General features: G+C 61.6%; 20 protein-coding genes. 13 read left to right on the plus strand and 7 right to left on the minus strand.

The window, feature by feature from the left end; genetic code table 11:
• Positions 1–109: 109 nt before the first annotated feature.
• Together M5B98_RS17890 and gloB are read right to left on the minus strand one after the other, a co-directional pair.
• Positions 110–1,576, minus strand: a complete 1,467-nt coding sequence (locus M5B98_RS17890; RefSeq protein WP_248743475.1) for a transglycosylase SLT domain-containing protein — start codon at positions 1,574–1,576, stop codon at positions 110–112.
• A 99-nt stretch (positions 1,577–1,675) separates the two neighbouring features.
• The gene (gene gloB / locus M5B98_RS17895; protein ID WP_248743607.1) at positions 1,676–2,443 is read right to left on the minus strand and encodes a hydroxyacylglutathione hydrolase; all 768 of its coding nucleotides are present in this window, start codon (positions 2,441–2,443) and stop codon (positions 1,676–1,678) included.
• A gap of 65 nt (positions 2,444–2,508) precedes the next feature.
• On the opposite strand from gloB, the gene M5B98_RS17900 reads away from it, so the two are divergent.
• The gene (locus tag M5B98_RS17900; protein ID WP_085708596.1) at positions 2,509–3,267 is read left to right on the plus strand and encodes a methyltransferase domain-containing protein; all 759 of its coding nucleotides are present in this window, start codon (positions 2,509–2,511) and stop codon (positions 3,265–3,267) included.
• A 90-nt stretch (positions 3,268–3,357) separates the two neighbouring features.
• The gene (gene rnhA, locus M5B98_RS17905) at positions 3,358–3,819 is read left to right on the plus strand and encodes a ribonuclease HI (protein ID WP_039770807.1); all 462 of its coding nucleotides are present in this window, start codon (positions 3,358–3,360) and stop codon (positions 3,817–3,819) included.
• Here rnhA and M5B98_RS17910 read toward each other — a convergent pair whose 3' ends face one another.
• Positions 3,820–4,125: a DUF2388 domain-containing protein gene (locus tag M5B98_RS17910; RefSeq protein ID WP_248743476.1), complete on the minus strand. Its 306-nt coding sequence runs from the start codon at positions 4,123–4,125 to the stop codon at positions 3,820–3,822.
• A 188-nt stretch (positions 4,126–4,313) separates the two neighbouring features.
• Here M5B98_RS17910 and dnaQ point away from each other — a divergent pair, with 188 nt between their 5' ends.
• From dnaQ to M5B98_RS17925, 3 genes are all read left to right on the plus strand, one after another.
• On the plus strand, positions 4,314–5,072 hold the full coding sequence (dnaQ, locus tag M5B98_RS17915; RefSeq protein ID WP_085708594.1) for a DNA polymerase III subunit epsilon: 759 nt from the start codon (positions 4,314–4,316) through the stop codon (positions 5,070–5,072).
• A 154-nt stretch (positions 5,073–5,226) separates the two neighbouring features.
• The gene (locus M5B98_RS17920; RefSeq protein ID WP_248743477.1) at positions 5,227–7,482 is read left to right on the plus strand and encodes an Orn/Lys/Arg decarboxylase N-terminal domain-containing protein; all 2,256 of its coding nucleotides are present in this window, start codon (positions 5,227–5,229) and stop codon (positions 7,480–7,482) included.
• A 14-nt stretch (positions 7,483–7,496) separates the two neighbouring features.
• Entirely contained in the window at positions 7,497–8,111 is a 615-nt protein-coding gene (locus M5B98_RS17925) for a GNAT family N-acetyltransferase (protein ID WP_085708592.1), read from the plus strand.
• Here M5B98_RS17925 and M5B98_RS17930 read toward each other — a convergent pair.
• The gene (locus tag M5B98_RS17930; RefSeq protein ID WP_248743478.1) at positions 8,077–8,970 is read right to left on the minus strand and encodes a LysR family transcriptional regulator; all 894 of its coding nucleotides are present in this window, start codon (positions 8,968–8,970) and stop codon (positions 8,077–8,079) included. The two genes, M5B98_RS17925 and M5B98_RS17930, sit on opposite strands and share 35 nt — an antisense overlap.
• Before the next feature lie 85 nt (positions 8,971–9,055).
• The gene (locus M5B98_RS17935) at positions 9,056–9,292 is read right to left on the minus strand and encodes a hypothetical protein (RefSeq protein WP_085708590.1); all 237 of its coding nucleotides are present in this window, start codon (positions 9,290–9,292) and stop codon (positions 9,056–9,058) included.
• Between the two features lie 185 nt (positions 9,293–9,477).
• Here M5B98_RS17935 and M5B98_RS17940 point away from each other — a divergent pair, with 185 nt between their 5' ends.
• Entirely contained in the window at positions 9,478–10,038 is a 561-nt protein-coding gene (locus tag M5B98_RS17940) for an NADPH-dependent FMN reductase (protein WP_248743479.1), read from the plus strand.
• A gap of 5 nt (positions 10,039–10,043) precedes the next feature.
• On the opposite strand, the gene M5B98_RS17945 is transcribed toward M5B98_RS17940, so the two are convergent.
• Entirely contained in the window at positions 10,044–10,700 is a 657-nt protein-coding gene (locus M5B98_RS17945) for a TetR/AcrR family transcriptional regulator (protein ID WP_248743480.1), read from the minus strand.
• Between the two features lie 55 nt (positions 10,701–10,755).
• On the opposite strand from M5B98_RS17945, the gene M5B98_RS17950 reads away from it, so the two are divergent.
• Positions 10,756–11,859: a DUF2855 family protein gene (locus M5B98_RS17950; protein ID WP_248743481.1), complete on the plus strand. Its 1,104-nt coding sequence runs from the start codon at positions 10,756–10,758 to the stop codon at positions 11,857–11,859.
• A gap of 65 nt (positions 11,860–11,924) precedes the next feature.
• Positions 11,925–13,208: an arsenic transporter gene (locus M5B98_RS17955; protein ID WP_248743482.1), complete on the plus strand. Its 1,284-nt coding sequence runs from the start codon at positions 11,925–11,927 to the stop codon at positions 13,206–13,208.
• Here the strand turns inward: M5B98_RS17955 and M5B98_RS17960 are convergent.
• Complete coding sequence (locus M5B98_RS17960) at positions 13,205–14,155, minus strand: DUF1853 family protein (RefSeq protein ID WP_248743483.1); 951 nt, start codon at positions 14,153–14,155, stop codon at positions 13,205–13,207. The two genes, M5B98_RS17955 and M5B98_RS17960, sit on opposite strands and share 4 nt — an antisense overlap.
• Positions 14,156–14,268: 113 nt before the next feature.
• Here M5B98_RS17960 and M5B98_RS17965 point away from each other — a divergent pair, with 113 nt between their 5' ends.
• The 5 genes from M5B98_RS17965 to M5B98_RS17985 are packed head-to-tail and all read left to right on the plus strand — an operon-like array spanning position 14,269 to position 18,945.
• The gene (locus M5B98_RS17965) at positions 14,269–15,159 is read left to right on the plus strand and encodes an NAD(+) kinase (RefSeq protein ID WP_011333623.1); all 891 of its coding nucleotides are present in this window, start codon (positions 14,269–14,271) and stop codon (positions 15,157–15,159) included.
• Positions 15,156–16,130: a metallophosphoesterase gene (locus M5B98_RS17970; RefSeq protein WP_412548544.1), complete on the plus strand. Its 975-nt coding sequence runs from the start codon at positions 15,156–15,158 to the stop codon at positions 16,128–16,130. The genes M5B98_RS17965 and M5B98_RS17970 overlap by 4 nt, the downstream gene beginning before the upstream one ends.
• A 57-nt stretch (positions 16,131–16,187) precedes the next feature.
• Entirely contained in the window at positions 16,188–17,537 is a 1,350-nt protein-coding gene (locus M5B98_RS17975) for an ATP-binding protein (protein WP_248743485.1), read from the plus strand.
• Positions 17,537–18,022 carry a hypothetical protein gene (locus tag M5B98_RS17980; protein ID WP_248743486.1) on the plus strand — a complete coding sequence of 162 codons (486 nt, stop codon included), beginning with the start codon at positions 17,537–17,539 and terminating at the stop codon, positions 18,020–18,022. Before M5B98_RS17975 ends, M5B98_RS17980 begins: the two co-directional genes overlap by 1 nt.
• Positions 18,022–18,945: a tetratricopeptide repeat protein gene (locus tag M5B98_RS17985; RefSeq protein ID WP_134827250.1), complete on the plus strand. Its 924-nt coding sequence runs from the start codon at positions 18,022–18,024 to the stop codon at positions 18,943–18,945. Before M5B98_RS17980 ends, M5B98_RS17985 begins: the two co-directional genes overlap by 1 nt.

Below are 18,945 nucleotides of genomic sequence, written 5' to 3' on the forward strand. Positions count from 1 at the left end.
GGACAGGAAAAAGACAGGGGCTTAATGCGCGGTTAATTGTGGGGGGCGCCTGCATCGACAGCAAAAAATGACAGGCAAAAAAGAGCCCCTGAAATTCAGGGGCTCTTTGTCAGTGCGGCTGGTAGACCGTGAGCATCTGCCCAGGCTTGAGCGCCTTGCCGGCGCCCGGGTTCCAGCGCTTGAGATGCTGCATCTCGACGTTGAAACGCTTGGCAACAACATACAGCGTGTCGCCGCGCTGGACCTTGTACTGGGTCTGCTGCTTGCTGTCGTCCTTGGCTTTGCTCTTGGTGTTGGCTGCGATCACGGTGTTGATGCGCCCGCCGGTCTTGCCGGCCGGGGTGCGTTTGGTGGTGTCCTGCATGACCAGGGTCTGGCCGACCTTGAGGTTCTTGCCGGTCAGTTTGTTCCAGCGTTGCAGGTCCTTGACGTCGACCTTGTTGGCTTTGGCGATGGAGCCAAGGTTGTCGCCGCGCTTGACCCGATAGGCACGCTTGAGCTTTGCGACTTCGGTCGGGTCGGCGCCTTCGAAGACCGGCTTCAGCGAACGAGGGCTGATCAGTTCTTCAGGACGCATGGTCTGCAGGCTGGCGGTCAGCAGTTGTGCCTTCGAGGTCGGCACCAGCAGGTGCTGCGGGCCGTCGATGGTGGTGCGCTGCTTGAACGCCGGGTTGAGCTGGAACAGCTCGTCTTCGTCGATGTTGGCCACTGCGGCGACCTTGGACAGGTCCATGCGCTGGTTGATTTCGACGACCTGGAAGTAAGGTTCGTTGGCGATCGGGTTGAGGTTGACCCCGTAGGCTTCCGGCGACAGCACCACTTGCGACAGTGCCAGCAGTTTCGGCACGTAGGCCTGGGTTTCTGCCGGCAGCGGCAGGTTCCAGTAGTCGGTCGGCAGGCCGAGCTTTTCGTTGCGTTCGATGGCGCGGCTGACCGTGCCTTCGCCGGCATTGTAGGCCGCCAGGGCCAGCAGCCAGTCGCCGTTGAACATGTCATGCAGACGGGTCAGGTAATCCATCGCTGCCGTGGTCGAGGCGGTGATGTCGCGACGGCCGTCGTAGAAACGGGTCTGGCGCAGGTTGTAGTAACGCCCGGTGGAAGGGATGAATTGCCAGAGCCCCACCGCGTCGGCCCGGGAATAGGCCATCGGGTTGTAGGCACTTTCAATCACTGGCAGCAGGGCCAGTTCCAGCGGCATGTTGCGTTCTTCGAGGCGCTCGACGATGTAATGAATGTAGAGGCTGCCGCGCTCGCCGGCGTTCTCGAGAAAGGAAGGGTTACTGGCGAACCACAGGCGCTGCTGCTCGATGCGCGGGTTCACGCCCAGGCCTTCCTGAAGCTGAAAACCACCGCGCATGCGTTCCCAGATGTCCTGGGGCACCTGCGGGCTGGGCTTCTCGGACAACCAGATCGGCTTCTGCTTGGCTCGCGCAGCAATGTTCGGCGTATGGGTCGCTTCAGTCTGCGGAGCATGGCTGGAACAGCCCGCCAGCGTGGCGGACACAGCCACCGCGATGGCTTGCGCCAGGCGGGTCAATGCGTCTGAATTGACGGACTTACGTATGGATGACGACATTGGCTGGAAGTAAGTTCCGGGCAAAAATGTCGGGCGATTCTAGAAAGCGCACCCCCTGCGGTCAACCATTCAGCGTTTTTGTACCAAGTGGTGAACGACTTAGAACTTATCTTTCCAAGCCCGCAGAGCCGCAAAAACCTCACTCGGCGCCCGGTTTTGAGCGCCATTCCGTTCGTCCACTTTTTGTGTAACTAATGTTTCACTGGTACGCAGAAACGGGTTTGTGAGCTTTTCCAGGGCAATGGTCGAGGGCAGGGTCATGACCCCGTTTTGCCGTTGCTGGCTGACTTTTTCCAGACGGGCGGCAATGTCCGGGTTGCCCGGCTCCACCGCAGCGGCAAATTTCAGGTTGCTCAGAGTGTATTCGTGGGTGCAGTAGACCAGCGTGTCTTCCGGCAGGGCCGCCAGACGACCGAGCGAATGGTGCATCTGCTCCGGCGTGCCCTCGAACAAACGGCCGCAACCGGCGGCGAACAGGGTATCGCCGCAGAACAGCAGGCCGTGATGGTAATAGGCGATGTGTCCCAGGGTGTGGCCGGGAACGGCGTAGACATCGAAATCCCAGCCGAGCACGCGAACCTTGTCTTTGTCCTTGAGCGCGACGTCCCGTCCCGGAATGCTTTCGCTGGCCGGACCGTAGACAGTCGCGCCCGTGGCCTTTTTAAGCGTCTCGACACCGCCGACATGATCATGGTGATGATGAGTGATCAGAATATCGCCCAGCACCCAGCTCGGATGCGCGGCGAGCCACGCCTGCACGGGGGCGGCATCTCCCGGATCGACCACCGCGCAACGCTGGGTGGCATGATCCTGTAACAACCAGATGTAGTTGTCGGTGAAGGCGGGCAGGGCACTGATCTGTATCATCTTCGGATTCGCCAAGCGGGTAACATTGGCGCATCTTAGAGGTTCCTGGCGTGTTGGAGAATGCAATGATCGATAAAGCGTTCGCTCAGGCCGATCCTGACTGGCTTGCCCTGATCGGAGCGGCCCGTGAATGGCTGTCCGGTCCCCTCGGACAATTTCTGCTCGACGAAGAGCGGCGCATGCTCGAAGACGAGCTCGGCCGGTTCTTCGGCGGCTATCTGGTTCATTACGGGCCGTCCGCCGAAACGCCGCCGTCGGCGCCGCAAGTGCAGCGCAACGTGCGGCTCGGTGCGCCATTGCCCGGCGTCGAGATCGTCTGCGAAGAGCAGGCCTGGCCGTTGAGTGAACACGCCGCCGACGTGGTGGTGTTGCAGCACGGTCTGGATTTCTGCCTGTCGCCCCATGGCCTGCTGCGTGAAGCGGCCAGCAGCGTGCGCCCCGGCGGGCATCTGTTGATTGTCGGGATCAACCCCTGGAGCACCTGGGGCCTGCGCCATGTGTTCGCTCACGATGCGTTGCATCAGGCGCGCTGCATCTCGCCGTCGCGGGTCGCCGACTGGCTCAACCTGCTGGGCTTTGCGCTGGAGAAACGCCGCTTCGGGTGCTATCGTCCGCCGCTCGCGTCACCCAAGTGGCAGGCCCGTCTGGCCGGCTGGGAACGCAAAGCCGGCGACTGGCAACTGGCGGGCGGCGGTTTCTATCTGTTGGTCGCGCGCAAGATCGTGGTCGGCCTGCGTCCGGTGCGTCAGGAACGCCGCGAGCCGATGGGCAAGCTGATTCCGCTGCCCATGGCCAAGGTCAATCGGCGCCGCATCGAACCGTAAACCTTCTTTTATTGTGGCCGGGTCTGTCCCGGCCCGGGCCGTTGTCGATCCGTGATCGGTGAGGCCAGGCATTTTTCTGGATAGATTGGCATGAGCGAAAGCGTCGATAGCGTAGAACTGTTCACTGACGGCGCCTGCAAGGGCAACCCCGGCCCGGGCGGCTGGGGCGCCTTGCTGGTGTGCAAGGGCGTCGAAAAGGAACTGTGGGGCGGCGAAGCCAACACCACCAACAACCGCATGGAACTGCTCGGCGCGATCCGCGGCCTCGAAGCCCTCAAGCGTCCTTGCGAAGTGCTGCTGGTGACCGACTCGCAATACGTGATGAAGGGCATCAATGAGTGGATGGCCAACTGGAAGAAACGCGGCTGGAAAACCGCTGCCAAAGAGCCAGTAAAAAATGCCGACCTGTGGAAAGAGCTGGACGAGCAGGTCAACCGCCACAAGGTCACCTGGAAATGGGTCCGCGGCCACATCGGCCACCACGGCAACGAACGAGCCGACCAGTTGGCCAACCGTGGCGTGGATGAAGTGCGCGGCTACAAGCAGGACTGATCAGAACATCAGAATGGCCTTGGCCAACTGCTGGTCGGTGGCGGACAGTTCTGGCAACAGGCTGCGAATCCGCTGGAATGCCGCTTCCATCTGCGCGCCGCGAATGTCTCCGTCGCTGGCTACGAAGGCCGCCGCATCGTCCTTGGCGGCCAGCACGATCTTGTCGTCCTTGAACGACCCGCTGGTGCCTTTGCTGGAGCTGAGCGTCAGGCTCAGGGTGATGTCGGTGCTGATGACGAAACTGGTGGCGTGCGCTTCAGCCGTCAGCAGGCAGGTGCCGAGTAATAGAAACCGTGCAGTCTTCATGAGGTGTTCGAGTCCGTGAGAAACAGGCCGCGCACGCTAACAAGCCGGTTTGCCCCAGACTTTATGAACATTGCTAATGATTGTTAAAAACTGCATGAGCGCCGATCACCCGGCGGTGCGCGACTCGCGCCACCAGCGTGTTAACATCGCCGCTTTTGCACGATTGACCCGTTGAGAGCTGAACACTGATGGCCACCAGATCCGTTGTACTCGATACCGAAACCACCGGCATGCCGGTGACCGATGGTCACCGGATCATTGAAATCGGTTGCGTCGAGCTGATCGGTCGGCGCCTGACGGGGCGGCACTTTCACGTCTACCTGCAACCGGACCGCGAGAGTGACGAAGGCGCGATCGGCGTTCACGGCATCACCAACGAATTCCTGGTCGGCAAACCGCGTTTCGCCGAAGTGGCCGATGAGTTCTTCGAGTTCATCAACGGCGCGCAACTGATCATCCATAACGCGGCGTTCGACGTTGGCTTCATCAACAACGAATTCGCCCTGATGGGCCAGCAGGATCGCGCGGACATCACGCAGCATTGCACGATCCTCGACACCCTGATGATGGCCCGGGAACGTCACCCGGGTCAGCGCAACAGCCTCGATGCCTTGTGCAAACGCTACGGCGTCGACAACTCCGGCCGTGAGCTGCACGGCGCTTTGCTCGACTCGGAGATTCTCGCCGACGTCTACCTGACCATGACCGGTGGCCAGACCAGCCTGTCGCTGGCCGGCAACGCTTCCGACGGTAACGGCACGGGCGAGGGCGCGGACAACTCCGCCACTGAAATCCGTCGCTTGCCGGCGGATCGCAAGCCGGGGCGGATCATTCGCGCCACCGAAGCGGAACTGGCCGAGCACCAGGTGCGTCTGGAGATCATCGCCAAATCCGCTGGCGCGCCGGCGCTGTGGACGCAGTTGCTGGAAGCCGAAGCCCAGGCTTGAAGATAAAAGGATCGTCCGAAGGCGCTGGCCACGTCCGGACGATCCTTTGTTTTTGGCAGTACTGACAACTGGCCACCCTCGCCACATCCGCTCCGACCCTCTACCCTGAGGACAATGGCAGATCACTCTCCGCCGCCTCAGGACACTGAGCCTCATGTACAAAGATCTGAAGTTCCCGGTGTTGATTGTTCACCGCGACATCAAGGCCGACACGGTTGCCGGCGAACGCATTCGCGGCATTGCCCGTGAGCTTGAACAGGAAGGTTTCAGCATCGTTTCGGCCACGGACTACACCGAGGGCCGGCTGGTGGCGTCGACCCATCATGGTCTGGCGTGCATGTTGATTGCCGCCGAAGACGCCAGCACCAATTCCCATTTGTTACAAAACATGGCCGAACTGATCGGTCTGGCCCGGGTGCGGGCGCCGGATCTGCCGATCTTCGCCCTCGGCGAGCAGGTCACTCTGGAAAACGCCCCGGCCGATGCCATGGCCGAACTGAATCAGTTGCGCGGCATTCTGTACCTGTTCGAAGACACCGTACCGTTTCTGGCCCGGCAGGTGGCACGGGCGGCGCGCAAGTATCTGGATGGACTGCTGCCGCCGTTCTTCAAGGCCTTGGTGCAGCACACCGCCGACTCCAACTATTCCTGGCACACCCCGGGGCATGGCGGCGGGGTGGCCTATCACAAGAGCCCGGTGGGGCAGGCGTTTCACCAGTTCTTCGGCGAAAACACCCTGCGCTCGGACTTGTCCGTGTCGGTGCCGGAACTCGGTTCGCTGCTCGATCACACCGGGCCGCTGGCCGAAGCGGAAGCGCGGGCGGCGCGCAATTTCGGCGCCGATCACACCTTTTTCGTGATCAATGGCACCTCGACGGCCAACAAAATCGTCTGGCATTCGATGGTCGGGCGCGATGATCTCGTGCTGGTGGATCGCAACTGCCACAAGTCGGTGTTGCACGCGATCATCATGACCGGAGCGATTCCGCTGTACCTGTGCCCGGAGCGCAACGAGTTGGGGATCATCGGCCCGATTCCGCTGAGTGAATTCAGCCGCGAATCGATCCAGGCCAAGATCGATGCGAGCCCGCTGACCAAGGGGCGGGAGCCGAAAGTCAAACTCGCCGTGGTCACCAACTCCACGTACGACGGCCTTTGCTACAACGCCGAACTGATCAAGCAGAGCCTGGGCAACAGCGTCGAAGTCCTGCATTTCGACGAGGCCTGGTACGCCTATGCGGCGTTTCACGAATTCTTTGCCGGACGTTACGGCATGGCCACCTCGCGCAGTGCCGACAGCCCGCTGGTGTTCACCACCCATTCCACCCATAAATTATTGGCGGCATTCAGTCAGGCTTCGATGATTCATGTGCAGGACGGCGGCGCTCGGCAGCTGGACCGCGACCGTTTTAACGAAGCGTTCATGATGCACATCTCGACGTCGCCGCAGTACAGCATCATCGCTTCGCTGGACGTGGCCTCGGCGATGATGGAAGGCCCGGCCGGGCGTTCGCTGCTGCAGGAAACCTTCGATGAAGCCCTGAGCTTTCGCCGGGCGCTGGCCAATCTGCGGCAACACATCGACGCCAATGACTGGTGGTTTTCGATCTGGCAGCCGCCGGGTGTCGAGGGCATTGACCGGGTGCAGACCGAAGACTGGCTGCTGAAGCCCGAGGCGGATTGGCACGGTTTCGGCGAGGTCAGCGACGACTATGTGCTGCTCGATCCGATCAAGGTCACCCTGGTGATGCCCGGCCTGACCGCTGGTGGAGCGCTGAGCGACAAGGGGATTCCGGCGGCAGTGGTCAGTCGTTTCCTCTGGGAGCGCGGACTGGTGGTGGAGAAAACCGGGCTCTATTCGTTTTTGGTGCTGTTCTCCATGGGCATCACCAAGGGCAAATGGAGCACGCTGCTGACCGAGCTTTTGGAGTTCAAGCGCAGCTACGACGCCAACGTCAGCCTCGACACCTGCCTGAAGTGTGTCGCCCAGGAAGACCCGGCGCGTTATCGCGGCATGGGTCTGCGCGACCTGTGCGATCAGCTCCACGCCTGCTATCGCGGCAATGCCACCGCCAGACACCTCAAACGCATGTACACCGTGCTGCCGGAAATCGCCATGAAACCGGCCCACGCCTACGATCAACTGGTGCGCGGCGAAGTCGAGGCGGTGCCGATCGATGAGCTGGAGGGCCGGGTCGCGGCGGTGATGCTGGTGCCGTATCCGCCGGGAATTCCGTTGATCATGCCCGGCGAACGCTTCACCGAATCTACCCGGTCGATCATCGATTACCTGAAATTTGCCCGCACGTTCGATGCGAGTTTTCCGGGTTTCGTGGTCGATGTGCACGGACTGCAACACGAAGACGAGGGCAATGGACGGCACTACACCGTCGATTGCGTCAAGGAATGAGGGCGTTTCCCAGTATGCAACCGGTCATGAATCCAAAATACCCCGGGCTGTCGGTGCGCGTTGCCGACGACGGCTTTGCCGCTTACATCTGGGGCAGCGATTTCAGCTTCGAGGTCGCCGCCTATGGCGCCGCCGAAATCGGCAAACCCGTCGCGCAGTGGGGCGTGACGCCCATCGTGCCGTATCGTAAGTGCTACGGCATCGATCCGGAAGAGTTCAGCAGTTTTCGCGATGCCGCCGACAGTGCGATTTTCATGGCGTATCTGGAGGATCAGCCGGTAGGGCATCTGGTGATCAGCACCAACTGGAACGGTTTTGCCCATATCGATGAGCTGGCGGTGCATGCGCCGGCACGGCGCCATGGTGTGGCGAAAGCCTTGCTGGACGTCGCACAGTTCTGGAGTCGCAAGAAAAAGCTGCCGGGGATCATGCTCGAAACCCAGAACAACAACCTCGGTGCCTGTCGCCTGTATGAGCGTTGCGGTTATGTGATTGGCGGCATCGACCATCTGCGTTATCGCGGCATTGATCCGAACACCGCCGAGGTGGCGTTGTTCTGGTATCGATTGTTCGATAATCCGCTGGAAAACCCGATCAGCTCGCCAGCATCGCCTCGGCTTGTTCCGTAACGATACCCAGCAATGTCTGGACTGCCGATGTCGGCGGCGCGTGCTTGAAGGTCAATGCATAGAGGCTGATCGGCACCGCCGGTGACAACGGGCAAGTGTCGATTCCACTGGCCCGGGCACCCAGCGCGGTGAACGGGTCGACGATGGCCAGGCCTTCGCCGGCCTCGACCATGCTGCGCATCATCTGATGGGTCTGCACCCGGGTGTGGATGCTCGGTGCCGGGCGCAAGGCCTGGAGTTTATGTTCCAGCGCCGGGCTCAGGGGGTCCTGGCCTTCGAGGCCGATCATCGCTTGACCGGCCAGGTCCTGCAGGGAAATGTACTTCTGCTTCGGTTGCAGCCAGCCGTGAGGCGCGAGCAATTGCAGCTTGCCCTGGGCCAGCGGCTTGCAATGGATGTCGGGATGTTCGGGATCGTGCAGGCTCAGACCCAGATCGCTCTCGCGCAGCAACAGACTGCGAACGATGTGACGGGTGGGTTCACTGAGCAGCGTGCAGGGCACGTCCGGCAGGCGTCGGCGCAAGGCGGCGAGACTTTGCGGCAACAGCTGCTGGGCCAGCGGCGGGGTGCCGATGATTCGAAGGGGTGGGGCGAGGTATTGCTTGAGGCTGCTGGCCAGTCGTTGCACCGGCTCCAGCGCGTCATAGATGTGGGCGATTTCAACTTGCAGCGCACGAGCTTCGGCCGTGGCCTGAAGCCGCCCGCGCACGCTGGCGAACAGCATGAAACCCAACTGACTCTCGGCTTCGCGCAGTCGCTCCTCGACTTCGCCCGTTGGCAGTTGCAGCCATTCGGCGGCGGTGCCCACGTGACCCGTCTGTAAAAGCGCCTGTATCACCTCGATATGACGTAAACGCATGCGTGAAGTCCATGTCCGGCCGTTGGGGTCAGTGGCTGAATCCTACCCCAACTCGGCGCGGATGACTTCTGCTCATAACAATCGGTTATGAAGCGACAGTCGGCTCGGGTTCGCGAATCAACGTGATGCCCGACTGCACCAGCAGGAATTCGTTGTCGTCGATTTTATTGACCCGATCGCCAATCGCCAGTTTGTAGGTGGTAACAGGCTCCATGCCGGTGAAACCGTCTGCCGACGGGTTGGATTCCTGGAACTCATGCACGGAATAAACGCGGCCTTCCGCATCTCTTGCATGGAACTGACCGACGAGTACTGCTGCCATCTGCTTAGAACCTCTGGAGATAAAACGCTTGATTTGCGGCTTGGTAGACCGCCATCGAGCTTGGTAAGTTTTCCTACAGGAAAAAAATAATCCGGACGCGGGAAATATCCCTCGTCGTCTGGTGGAATCGTCGCTGGATCATCTATAACTACAGGCTCCTCCCACGGACAGTCGAGAGTCTTCCCATGAGCAATGTCTATAACGTCGCGGTAGTGGTCGGCAGCCTGCGTAAAGCTTCGATCAATCGCAAGGTCGCGCTGGCGCTGGCGGAACTGGCACCGGCCAACCTCAAGCTGAACATTGTGGAAATTGGCGATCTGCCACTCTATAACGAAGACATCGACGGCGATTCACCGCCGGCAGCCTACAGCACTTTTCGGCAAAAAGTGGCGTCATCCGACGCGGTGCTGTTTGTCACCCCGGAGTACAACCGTTCGGTGCCGGCACCCTTGAAGAATGCGATTGACGTCGGCTCGCGGCCTTATGGCAAGAGTGTCTGGGGTGGCAAACCGGGCGCGGTGATCAGCGTTTCGCCGGGTGCCATCGGCGGTTTCGGCGCCAACCAGCATTTGCGCCAGTCCTTCGTTTTCCTCAACGTGCCTTGCATGCAGCAGCCGGAGGCCTACCTGGGCGGCGCCGGTACGGCGTTCGATGAGTCGGGCAAGCTGAACGAGTCGGTCAAGCCGTTCCTGCAGAGCTTCATCAATGCCTATGGGCAATGGGTGGAGCAGCACAAGAAAGTCTGAGGCCTTCATTGCCGCTCGCGGAGCCGGCCGCTGATGGTTGCCTCGATCTCCGACAGCCAGTCAGCGGTCTGCGCCGCCGTCAGTTGCGCCGTAACGCAATAGCGGCGGCCGCCCCAGGCCATGATCAGCCAGGCCTCGATGGTTTTTGCATCGGGGCGGCGGGTGAGGTCATCGCACGCCGCGAATGCCATCTGCCATTTCTGTGACAACTCTTCAAACACGCGTCGGTGGTGCTTGGGCTCGGCGATCCGGTGCTCGATGGTCAGCAGTTCATAGTCGAACAATGGCTGATGTGCTTCATTCGGCTCGCAGGTCAGGCGTATCAGGCGCTGGATACGGGTCTGCCAATCCAGTTGTGACCGGACGACCTGTTCGTCGAGTTGTTGTAACAGTTGCTCCAGACAATACCGGACATACCCGGACAACAACGCTTCCTTGCTCGGGAAGTAGTCATACAGAGTACCGATGGCGACCCCGGCCTCCAGCGCCACGGAGCGGGTGGTCAGGCCGCTCCAGCCATCACGCTGCCAAATCCGAACAAAAGCCTCATAAATCGCCTCGACAGTGAAAATCGCCCGGGCCTGGCTCGGGCGTTTCAGCGGCTTGGCGCGGGGATCAAGGGTGGGCACGCGGCCCCTGGCGTTTCCGAACCCGCTTTTCATTGGCTGCCACTACTCTGGTGCTACCCGCCACTGACACGCAGCAGGAGTCTGAACGATGCAAAGCCCGATCACGGTAACACGACTGGTCACCCGCAAAAATGCGCTCGACCAGAACCGAGTGGAGCAAGAACAGCGCAGCCCGGTGCCGGCCGACGGCGAAGTGATCCTGAAGGTCGACCGTTGCGCCTTGACCACCAACAACATTACCTACGCCGCCTATGGCGATTCGATGAACTACTGGAAATTCTTTCCCACGGGAATCTCGGAGTGGGGCCACATTCCCGCCTGGGGTTTTGCCGATGTGATCGTCTCCAGCGTCGAAGGCGTGGCGGTCGGCGAGCGTTTTTATGGATATTTTCCGCTGGCCAGCCATGTGTGGATGCGCCCCGAGCGGATCACCGGGCGTGGCTTTTACGATGGAGCGCCACACCGCCAGGCACTGACCTCGGCGTATAACCAGTACACCCGCTGTAGCGAGGACGCGTATTACCGCCCGGAAACGGAAAACCTGCAGATTTTGCTCAAACCGCTGTTCCTGACCTCATCGATGCTGGCGGACTTCCTGCAGGACAATCAGTTCTTCGGCGCAAGCCGCGTGGTGTTTTCCAGCGCTTCAAGTAAAACCGCCTACGGCACCGCAGTGTGCCTGGCGGATCATCCGCAGCTTGAACGGGTGGCGCTGACGTCTGCCGGCAACCAGGCTTTTGTCGAGAATCTGGGCTGCTATGAGCGGACGTTGTCCTACACAGAGTTGCCGGGTCTGGCCAATGATCGACCCACGCTGTACGTGGATTTCTCCGGCGACCTCGGGTTGCGCGACCAGGTGCATCGGCACTTTGCCGGCCAACTGGTCTACAGCTGCTTTGCCGGTTCCGCACAAACCACCGATGAAGCCCGACTGACCGCTATCGAAGGGCCGCAGCCGGTGTTTTTCTTTGCGCCGATCCAGATCCGCAAGCGCAATGCCGAATGGGGGCCTGAACGAGTGAGCCAGCACATCGGAGAAGGTTTGCTGCAGTTTTACCGGCAAGTCACGGCTCCACCCGCTCCGTTGCTGCGGGTGATGGAGAGCCAGGGCCTTGAGGCGGCAGAGCAGGTGATTTCTCGCCTGTTTCATGGTCAGATCGCACCAGTGGAGGGGCACGTGATTCGACTGTGAGTTGACGGACGGGCAGGGTGCGCTTCCTCGATGCCCATTCTGTCCCTGATCGAAGGTCGCTCTGCATGCTCACGGCTTCATTGATTTTCCTGCTGACCATTACCCTGGTGATCTGGCAACCCAAAGGCCTCGGGGTCGGCTGGAGTGCGACCTTCGGAGCGATTCTGGCGCTGATTTTCGGCGTAGTGCACCTGAGCGATATTCCGCTGGTGTGGCAGATCATCTGGAACGCCACCGGCACATTTGTGGCGCTGATCATCATCAGCCTGTTGCTCGACGAAGCGGGGTTCTTTGCCTGGGCCGCGTTGCATGTGGCGCGTTGGGGGCGGGGCAGCGGGCGCAAGCTGTTCGCCTTCATGGTGTTGCTCGGCGCACTGGTGTCGGCGTTGTTCGCCAATGACGGCGCGGCGCTGATCCTCACGCCCATCGTGATTTCCATGCTGCTGGCCCTGCGTTTTTCGCCGGCGGCGACCCTGGCGTTCGTCATGGGCGCGGGGTTCATCGCCGATACCGCGAGCCTGCCGCTGGTGGTGTCGAACCTGGTCAACATCGTTTCGGCCGACTTTTTCCACATTGGTTTCAATCGTTATGCGGCGGTGATGGTGCCGGTCAACTTTGTCAGCGTCGCGGCCACGCTGGCGGTGTTGTTGTGGTTCTTTCGCCGCGACATTCCGAAAGACTACGACCCTGAACAGCTTGAACACCCGGAGACGGCGATCCACGACAAGGCCACGTTCTACGCGGGTTGGGCGGTGTTGGTGATCCTGCTGGTGGGCTGCTTTGCCCTGGAGCCGCTGGGGATTCCGATCAGCGCCATTTCGGCGGTGTGCGCGGCGTTGTTGCTGGGCATCGCAGCTCGCGGGCACAAGATTTCCACGCGCAAGGTGATGAAAGAGGCGCCGTGGCAGATCGTGATTTTCTCCCTGGGCATGTATCTGGTGGTCTACGGACTGCGCAATGCCGGTCTCACGGATCATCTGGCCGGCTGGCTGGATGCCTTTGCCGGGTATGGCGTGTGGGGCGCGGCCATGGGCACTGGCGTGCTGACGGCCTTGTTGTCGTCGATCATGAACAATCTGCCGACGGTGCTGATCGGTTTGCTGTCGATCGATGCCAGTCAGGCGACCGGTGTCGTGAAAGAGGCGATGATCTACGCCAACGTGATCGGCAGCGACCTTGGGCCGAAGATCACCCCGATCGGCAGTCTGGCGACTCTGCTCTGGCTGCATGTGCTGGAGCGCAAGGATATCCGGATCGGCTGGGGTTATTACTTCAAGGTCGGGATTGTGCTGACGGTGCCGGTGTTGCTGGTGACACTGGCGGCGCTGGCGCTGCGGTTGAGCGTCTAACTCTGCCCGGGCACGTTCGGCCACAGGTCCGAAACCAGAAACATCCGCTCGGCTTCTTCCCATTCGCCCCGGGCATTCTCGGTCAGGCGCACCATCAGTTGCGCCGGGGCGAGCGGTTCGAGCTCATTGAGCCAGGCCCGCAGCTGCTCGTGATTCCAGGCCTGATCCGCCGGGTAATGCGCCGGCGCCAGCCACGCATGGCGGGGCAGCGGTTGCCAGCGTCCGGCCGGGCGCTGGGCGATAAACGTCGGCCAGTCCTTTTGATGCAGCCAGCTGCCGCGCAAATGCTGAGGATGGGCGCCGCTCGGTGATTCGGACTGACCTGGCCATGGATACAGCAGATAACCGCCCAGCCACAACTGCGCACTGAACGACTCGATATCCAGCGCCGCCAGGGCTTCACGGCTTTCCGGGCGGGCGGAAATCGGTAACTGGTGTTCGCTCAGATGAGCCAGTTTGCGGTCCAGCCGATCATGGCAGCCGGGGCCGAGCCACGACGCCGGATCGCGGCCGTCACCGTTCTGCGGGCCGAGGTAGAGCTTGATCGCCAGTTCCAGGTGATGCACGCCGTCACGGTCGCGCAGCAGCATGTCGAGTTCGCCGAGGGTGTGGCCTTCGCGGCGGATCGGCAGGTTGGCGGCGATCAGTTCGATCCCCGGCGCATGCTCCACGGCAAACTGCCACAGCCGCTCGTAATACAGACCCAGGCGCCGGGTGCGAGCCTGGGACAGCCATTGCAGCAGGCCGTAACTGTCACGGTCGAGCTGGTGCAGCCAGTGCGCCAGCCGCTCAGGGTCGTGCACCCAGTCGCTGCCGGCCAGCGGATGACGCTGCGGCCACGGCGTGGCGGCGAGCATCGGCGGGGCGAGGATCACCCACGCCAGATCGCGCACTTCCGGGTGGCGCAACTGATGGGGCAACTGGAGCAAATCGGGAAATAGGATCATCTTGCGAGCATAGCCTTAAACGCAGGCGCACTCTCGGGCTGAAAGGGTTTTGTCTATCCGGCGCTTTCGCCCATAATCGTCGTTTTCGCCGTCGCAGCCCCAGCAGGAGTCCCATGGAGCAATTTCGTAATATCGGCATCATCGGTCGCCTGGGCAGTTCCCAGGTGCTGGATACCGTCCGCCGACTGAAACGCTTTCTGCTCGATCGTCACCTGCATGTGATCCTCGAAGACACCATCGCCGAAGTCCTGCCCGGCCATGGCCTGCAAACCTCCTCGCGCAAGATGCTCGGCGAAGTCTGCGACATGGTCATCGTCGTCGGCGGTGACGGCAGCCTGCTCGGTGCGGCCCGGGCGCTGGCCAAGCACAACATTCCGGTGCTCGGGATCAACCGTGGCAGCCTCGGCTTTCTCACCGACATCCGTCCGGACGAGCTGGAAATCAAGGTCGCCGAAGTGCTCGACGGCCACTATCTGGTGGAAAACCGCTTCCTGCTGCAGGCCGAAGTCCGCCGCCACGCCGAGGCCATCGGCCAGGGCGATGCGCTGAACGACGTGGTGCTGCACCCGGGCAAATCGACGCGGATGATCGAGTTCGAGCTGTACATCGACGGCCAGTTCGTCTGCAGCCAGAAGGCCGACGGCCTGATCGTCGCCACGCCGACCGGCTCCACCGCGTACGCACTGTCCGCCGGCGGCCCGATCATGCATCCCAAGCTCGACGCTATTGTGATTGTGCCGATGTACCCCCATACCTTGTCGGGCAGACCGATCGTGGTCGATGGCAACAGTGAGCTGAAAATCGTCGTGTCCAAAGATATGCAGATCTACCCGCAGGTCTCCTGCGACGGGCAGAACCACTTCACCTGCGCGCCGGGCGACACCATCACCGTCAGCAAGAAAGCGCAGAAGCTGCGACTGATCCATCCGCTCGACCACAACTACTACGAGGTCTGCCGCACCAAACTCGGCTGGGGCAGCAAGCTGGGTGGTGGAGGCGACTGATGCTCGATCCCGCGCGCAGTTATGACCTGATCGGTGACGTGCACGGATGCGCCCTGACCCTGGAACACCTGCTGGACCGTCTCGGTTACCACAAGCAGGGCGGAGTCTGGCGGCATCCTTCGCGCATGGCCGTGTTCGTCGGCGACATCATCGACCGTGGCCCGCGGATCCGCGAGGCGCTGCACATCGTCCACGACATGGTCGAGGCCGGCCAGGCCTTGTGCATCATGGGCAACCACGAATTCAACGCACTGGGCTGGAGTACGCCGGCGCTACCGGGCAGCGGCAAGCAGTTCGTGCGCGAGCACACGCCGCGCCACGCCCGTTTGCTGCATGAAACCCTGACCCAGTTCGAAGACCATCCCGGCGACTGGCATGACTTCCAGCGTTGGTTCTATGAGCTGCCGCTGTTTGTCGACGCCGGACGCTTCCGGGTGGTGCATGCCTGCTGGGATGCCGGACTGATCGAACCGCTGCGCGCATTGTTCCCCGATGGCTGCATCGATGAGCACTTCCTTCAGGCTTCCGCCGTACCGGGCAGCTTTGCCTGCACGGTGTTCGATCGCCTGCTGCGCGGCACCGACATGCGCCTGCCGGATGGCCTGACCATGACCAGCGGCGACGGTCTGGTGCGTTCGTTCTTCCGCACCAAGTTCTGGGAAGACGATCCGCAGACTTACGGCGACATTGTGTTCCAGCCCGATGCCTTGCCGGAGCCGGTGGCGCAGAAGCCTCTGACCTCCAGCGAAAAGAATTCCCTGCTGCGCTACGGCGTCGATGAGCCGTTGCTGTTCGTTGGTCACTACTGGCGCAGCGGCAAACCGGCGCCGATCCGCCCGAACCTCGCGTGCCTGGATTACAGCGCCGTGCTCTACGGCAAACTGGTGGCTTATCGTCTGGATCAGGAAACGCGCCTGGATCCACATAAATTTGTCTGGGTCGATGTCGAGCGGCCGGAGGTGCTGCGATGAAATCGGTTCGCACGTTCAGTTTTTTCACTCTGCAACTGGCTGTCACAAGGATTCACCATGGATGACACGACGCTGGATCAACTGGAGGCCGCGTTAAGCGCCTCACCGGGAAACGTCGCGCTGATCACGTTGTTGCTAAAGGCGTGCCTGGAGCGCGGTGAAGTCGAGCGCGGGCTCAAGCTGATTCCCGAAGAGCTCGAACAACGGGCCGAATTCGATTCGCTCAAGCCGGTGGCCGCGCAACTGTATCTGGCGGCCGGGCAGGCGCAGAAAGCCCTGTCCCTGGTCACGGGTGATGATCCTGCAGCGCAACTGCTGCGGGCGCGGGCCCTGGCTGATCTGGATCGTCTCAAGGAAGCCCAGGTCGAATACCGGGCGGCCATCAACGCCAATCCTTCGCTGGAAGACATGACGCTGTGGCGCCGCTTGAACGTCTCCGTCACCGATTTCAGGGGCGGGGAAGGGCGCCCGAAACTGCGGGTGATTTCCAACGACGACACTGACCAGACCGAAGTCCGGCGCCTGCTGGTTCCCGAGGACAAGACCGTCACGTTCAACGATATCGGCGGTCTGGATGATCTGAAAAAGACCATCCACAAGAAAATCATCCTGCCGTACCAGAAACCCGGGCTGTTCGAGCGTTTTCGCAAGCGTGTCGGCGGTGGTGTGCTGTTGTACGGGCCACCAGGCTGCGGCAAGACTTTACTGGCCCGGGCCACGGCCGGAGAGTGCAAGGCCAAGTTTTTCAACGTGGCGATTTCCGATGTGCTGGACATGTACATCGGTGAGTCCGAGCGCAAGCTCCACGCCCTGTTCGAGCAGGCGCGGGCCCAGGCGCCGGCGGTAATGTTCTTCGATGAAGTCGAGGCGCTGGGTGGCAAACGCTCCAATACCCGTGAATCGACGTCTTCGAAACTGGTCAGCACCTTCCTCTCGGAAATGGACGGTTTTGCCAAAAACAACCATGGCGTGCTGATCCTGGCCGCGACCAACGTGCCGTGGTCGGTGGATTCGGCGTTCCGCCGGCCCGGCCGGTTCGACCGGGTGCTGTTCGTGCCGCCACCGGATCGCGCGGCCCGGGAAAACATGCTGCAACTGATGGTCAAGGGCCGTCCGCTGGCGGCTGATATCGACTTCGCGTTCCTGGCCAAACACACCTCGGGATTCTCCGGGGCCGATCTCGGCGAACTGGTGGATACCGCCGCCGATGAGGCCATCGAAGAGTCGATCAGTGAAGGCGCTGAACAGCCGATCTGTGACCGCCATTTCAAGCAGGCCTTGAAAGATGTGCGCGCGACAACGCTGGAATGGCTGACCACGGCGCGCAATTACGCGCGCTACGCCAACGAAGGCAATCAGTACGACGAAGTGCTGGCCTTTCTCGACAAGCACGGCAAGGGGCGCTGATGGGAAGCAAGAGTGTGTACCGGATCGAGGACGAACCCCGTCCGGGTGGCCTCGCCAGGTTTGCCGTGGCGCCGTTCTGGCCACTGCTGGCCCTGATGATGGGCGGCCTGTGGCTGGGACTGCCGTGGTTTGTGCTGAATTCGATTGCGGTGGGCAGCCCGACGCGAATCCGTGAATGGACCTGGGTCGGCGTCGGCACGGCCGGCAGCGTGATCATCGGCCTGCTGCTGATCAGCCTGCTGAACAATGGCTACCTGACGACCCAGGCCGAGATTCAATACGCGCTGCTGGTCCTGGTGGTGTGGAAACTCACCATCGGTTACGTGCTGTACACCCTGCAGAATTCCACCATCGAGCTGTATCAGTACTACGGCGGCGAGCTCAACCGCTTTGCACCGCTGGTCGCCCTCGGCGGCGCCTTCGTGCTCAAGGGCGTGGTGGTCAAACTGGTGCCCGCAACCCTTTGGTATCTGGTGGTGAGCTGATGAATACGTCCCAACTGTTGGAACTGGCTTACCAGCGTCTGCATGCCCATCACTATGACGGCGCCGTCGACAGCCTGCGGCAATTGCTCGCCGACGACCCCGAATGTGCAGAAGCGCACGCGTTGCTGGCGCTGTGCCTGATCAGCCTGCGGCGACTGCATGCGGCGCGGCATGAAGCCTCGATGGCGCTGGCACTGGATGCTTTGCTTCCGCTGGCGCATTACGCCGCCGCAATGGCCGACATGGGTGCCCGGCGGTTCAAGAGCGCCGAACAGCACCTGTTGCAACTGCTCGAACTGGAGCCGGACGAGCCGAGTTATTACCGCAGCCTCGCCGATCTGTTCCAGATCACCGGGCGCTTGAGCCAGAGCCAGGCGCTGCTGGAAAAGGCTCTCGAACTCGACCCGGATGGTGCGGCCAACCTGGTGGCCATGGCCGAATACCACAAGGCCTGCGGTCACTGGGAACAGGCCGAAGGTTTTGCCCGACAGGCGTTGCAGGCCGATCCCGGGCATACAGCAGCCGTGGTGGTGCTGGGCCATTTGCTGTTGCGCCAGGGCAATATCAACGGCGCGCGCGAACACGCGATCTGGGCCCTGCAGGAAAACGCCAACAACGTCGCGGCGCTGGGCCTGTTGACTGCCGTGAAAGCGCGCAGCAATCCGTTCATGGGGCTGTGGTGGCGCTTCAACAGCTGGATGACCGAGCGCAGCAACACCCGAGCCATTGTTCTATTACTGGCCATGTTCGTGGTCTACCGGGTCACGGTCATCACCGTCACGGCACAGGGTTATCCCGCTGCCGCCGAGGTCATCGACTGGGTCTGGCTGGGCTTTGCCCTCTATACCTTCACTGCGCCGCAGATCTTCCGGCGGGCGCTGGAGAAGGAACTGACTCAGGTAAAACTTTCAAGGGAGTTCTAG

Origin of the sequence: Pseudomonas sp. MWU12-3088, assembly GCF_023242405.1 — a bacterium.
Lineage (GTDB): Bacteria > Pseudomonadota > Gammaproteobacteria > Pseudomonadales > Pseudomonadaceae > Aquipseudomonas > Aquipseudomonas kribbensis.

Bases quoted from the DNA above. Each gene is read 5' to 3' on its own strand.
- M5B98_RS17890 (WP_248743475.1), bottom strand. From the start codon at position 1,576: ATGTCGTCATCCATACGTAAGTCCGTCAATTCAGACGCATTGACCCGC.
- gloB (WP_248743607.1), bottom strand. From the start codon at position 2,443: ATGATACAGATCAGTGCCCTGCCCGCCTTCACCGACAACTACATCTGG.
- M5B98_RS17900 (WP_085708596.1), top strand. From the start codon at position 2,509: ATGATCGATAAAGCGTTCGCTCAGGCCGATCCTGACTGGCTTGCCCTG.
- rnhA (WP_039770807.1), top strand. From the start codon at position 3,358: ATGAGCGAAAGCGTCGATAGCGTAGAACTGTTCACTGACGGCGCCTGC.
- M5B98_RS17910 (WP_248743476.1), bottom strand. From the start codon at position 4,125: ATGAAGACTGCACGGTTTCTATTACTCGGCACCTGCCTGCTGACGGCT.
- dnaQ (WP_085708594.1), top strand. From the start codon at position 4,314: ATGGCCACCAGATCCGTTGTACTCGATACCGAAACCACCGGCATGCCG.
- M5B98_RS17920 (WP_248743477.1), top strand. From the start codon at position 5,227: ATGTACAAAGATCTGAAGTTCCCGGTGTTGATTGTTCACCGCGACATC.
- M5B98_RS17925 (WP_085708592.1), top strand. From the start codon at position 7,497: ATGCAACCGGTCATGAATCCAAAATACCCCGGGCTGTCGGTGCGCGTT.
- M5B98_RS17930 (WP_248743478.1), bottom strand. From the start codon at position 8,970: ATGCGTTTACGTCATATCGAGGTGATACAGGCGCTTTTACAGACGGGT.
- M5B98_RS17935 (WP_085708590.1), bottom strand. From the start codon at position 9,292: ATGGCAGCAGTACTCGTCGGTCAGTTCCATGCAAGAGATGCGGAAGGC.
- M5B98_RS17940 (WP_248743479.1), top strand. From the start codon at position 9,478: ATGAGCAATGTCTATAACGTCGCGGTAGTGGTCGGCAGCCTGCGTAAA.
- M5B98_RS17945 (WP_248743480.1), bottom strand. From the start codon at position 10,700: ATGAAAAGCGGGTTCGGAAACGCCAGGGGCCGCGTGCCCACCCTTGAT.
- M5B98_RS17950 (WP_248743481.1), top strand. From the start codon at position 10,756: ATGCAAAGCCCGATCACGGTAACACGACTGGTCACCCGCAAAAATGCG.
- M5B98_RS17955 (WP_248743482.1), top strand. From the start codon at position 11,925: ATGCTCACGGCTTCATTGATTTTCCTGCTGACCATTACCCTGGTGATC.
- M5B98_RS17960 (WP_248743483.1), bottom strand. From the start codon at position 14,155: ATGATCCTATTTCCCGATTTGCTCCAGTTGCCCCATCAGTTGCGCCAC.
- M5B98_RS17965 (WP_011333623.1), top strand. From the start codon at position 14,269: ATGGAGCAATTTCGTAATATCGGCATCATCGGTCGCCTGGGCAGTTCC.
- M5B98_RS17975 (WP_248743485.1), top strand. From the start codon at position 16,188: ATGGATGACACGACGCTGGATCAACTGGAGGCCGCGTTAAGCGCCTCA.
- M5B98_RS17980 (WP_248743486.1), top strand. From the start codon at position 17,537: ATGGGAAGCAAGAGTGTGTACCGGATCGAGGACGAACCCCGTCCGGGT.
- M5B98_RS17985 (WP_134827250.1), top strand. From the start codon at position 18,022: ATGAATACGTCCCAACTGTTGGAACTGGCTTACCAGCGTCTGCATGCC.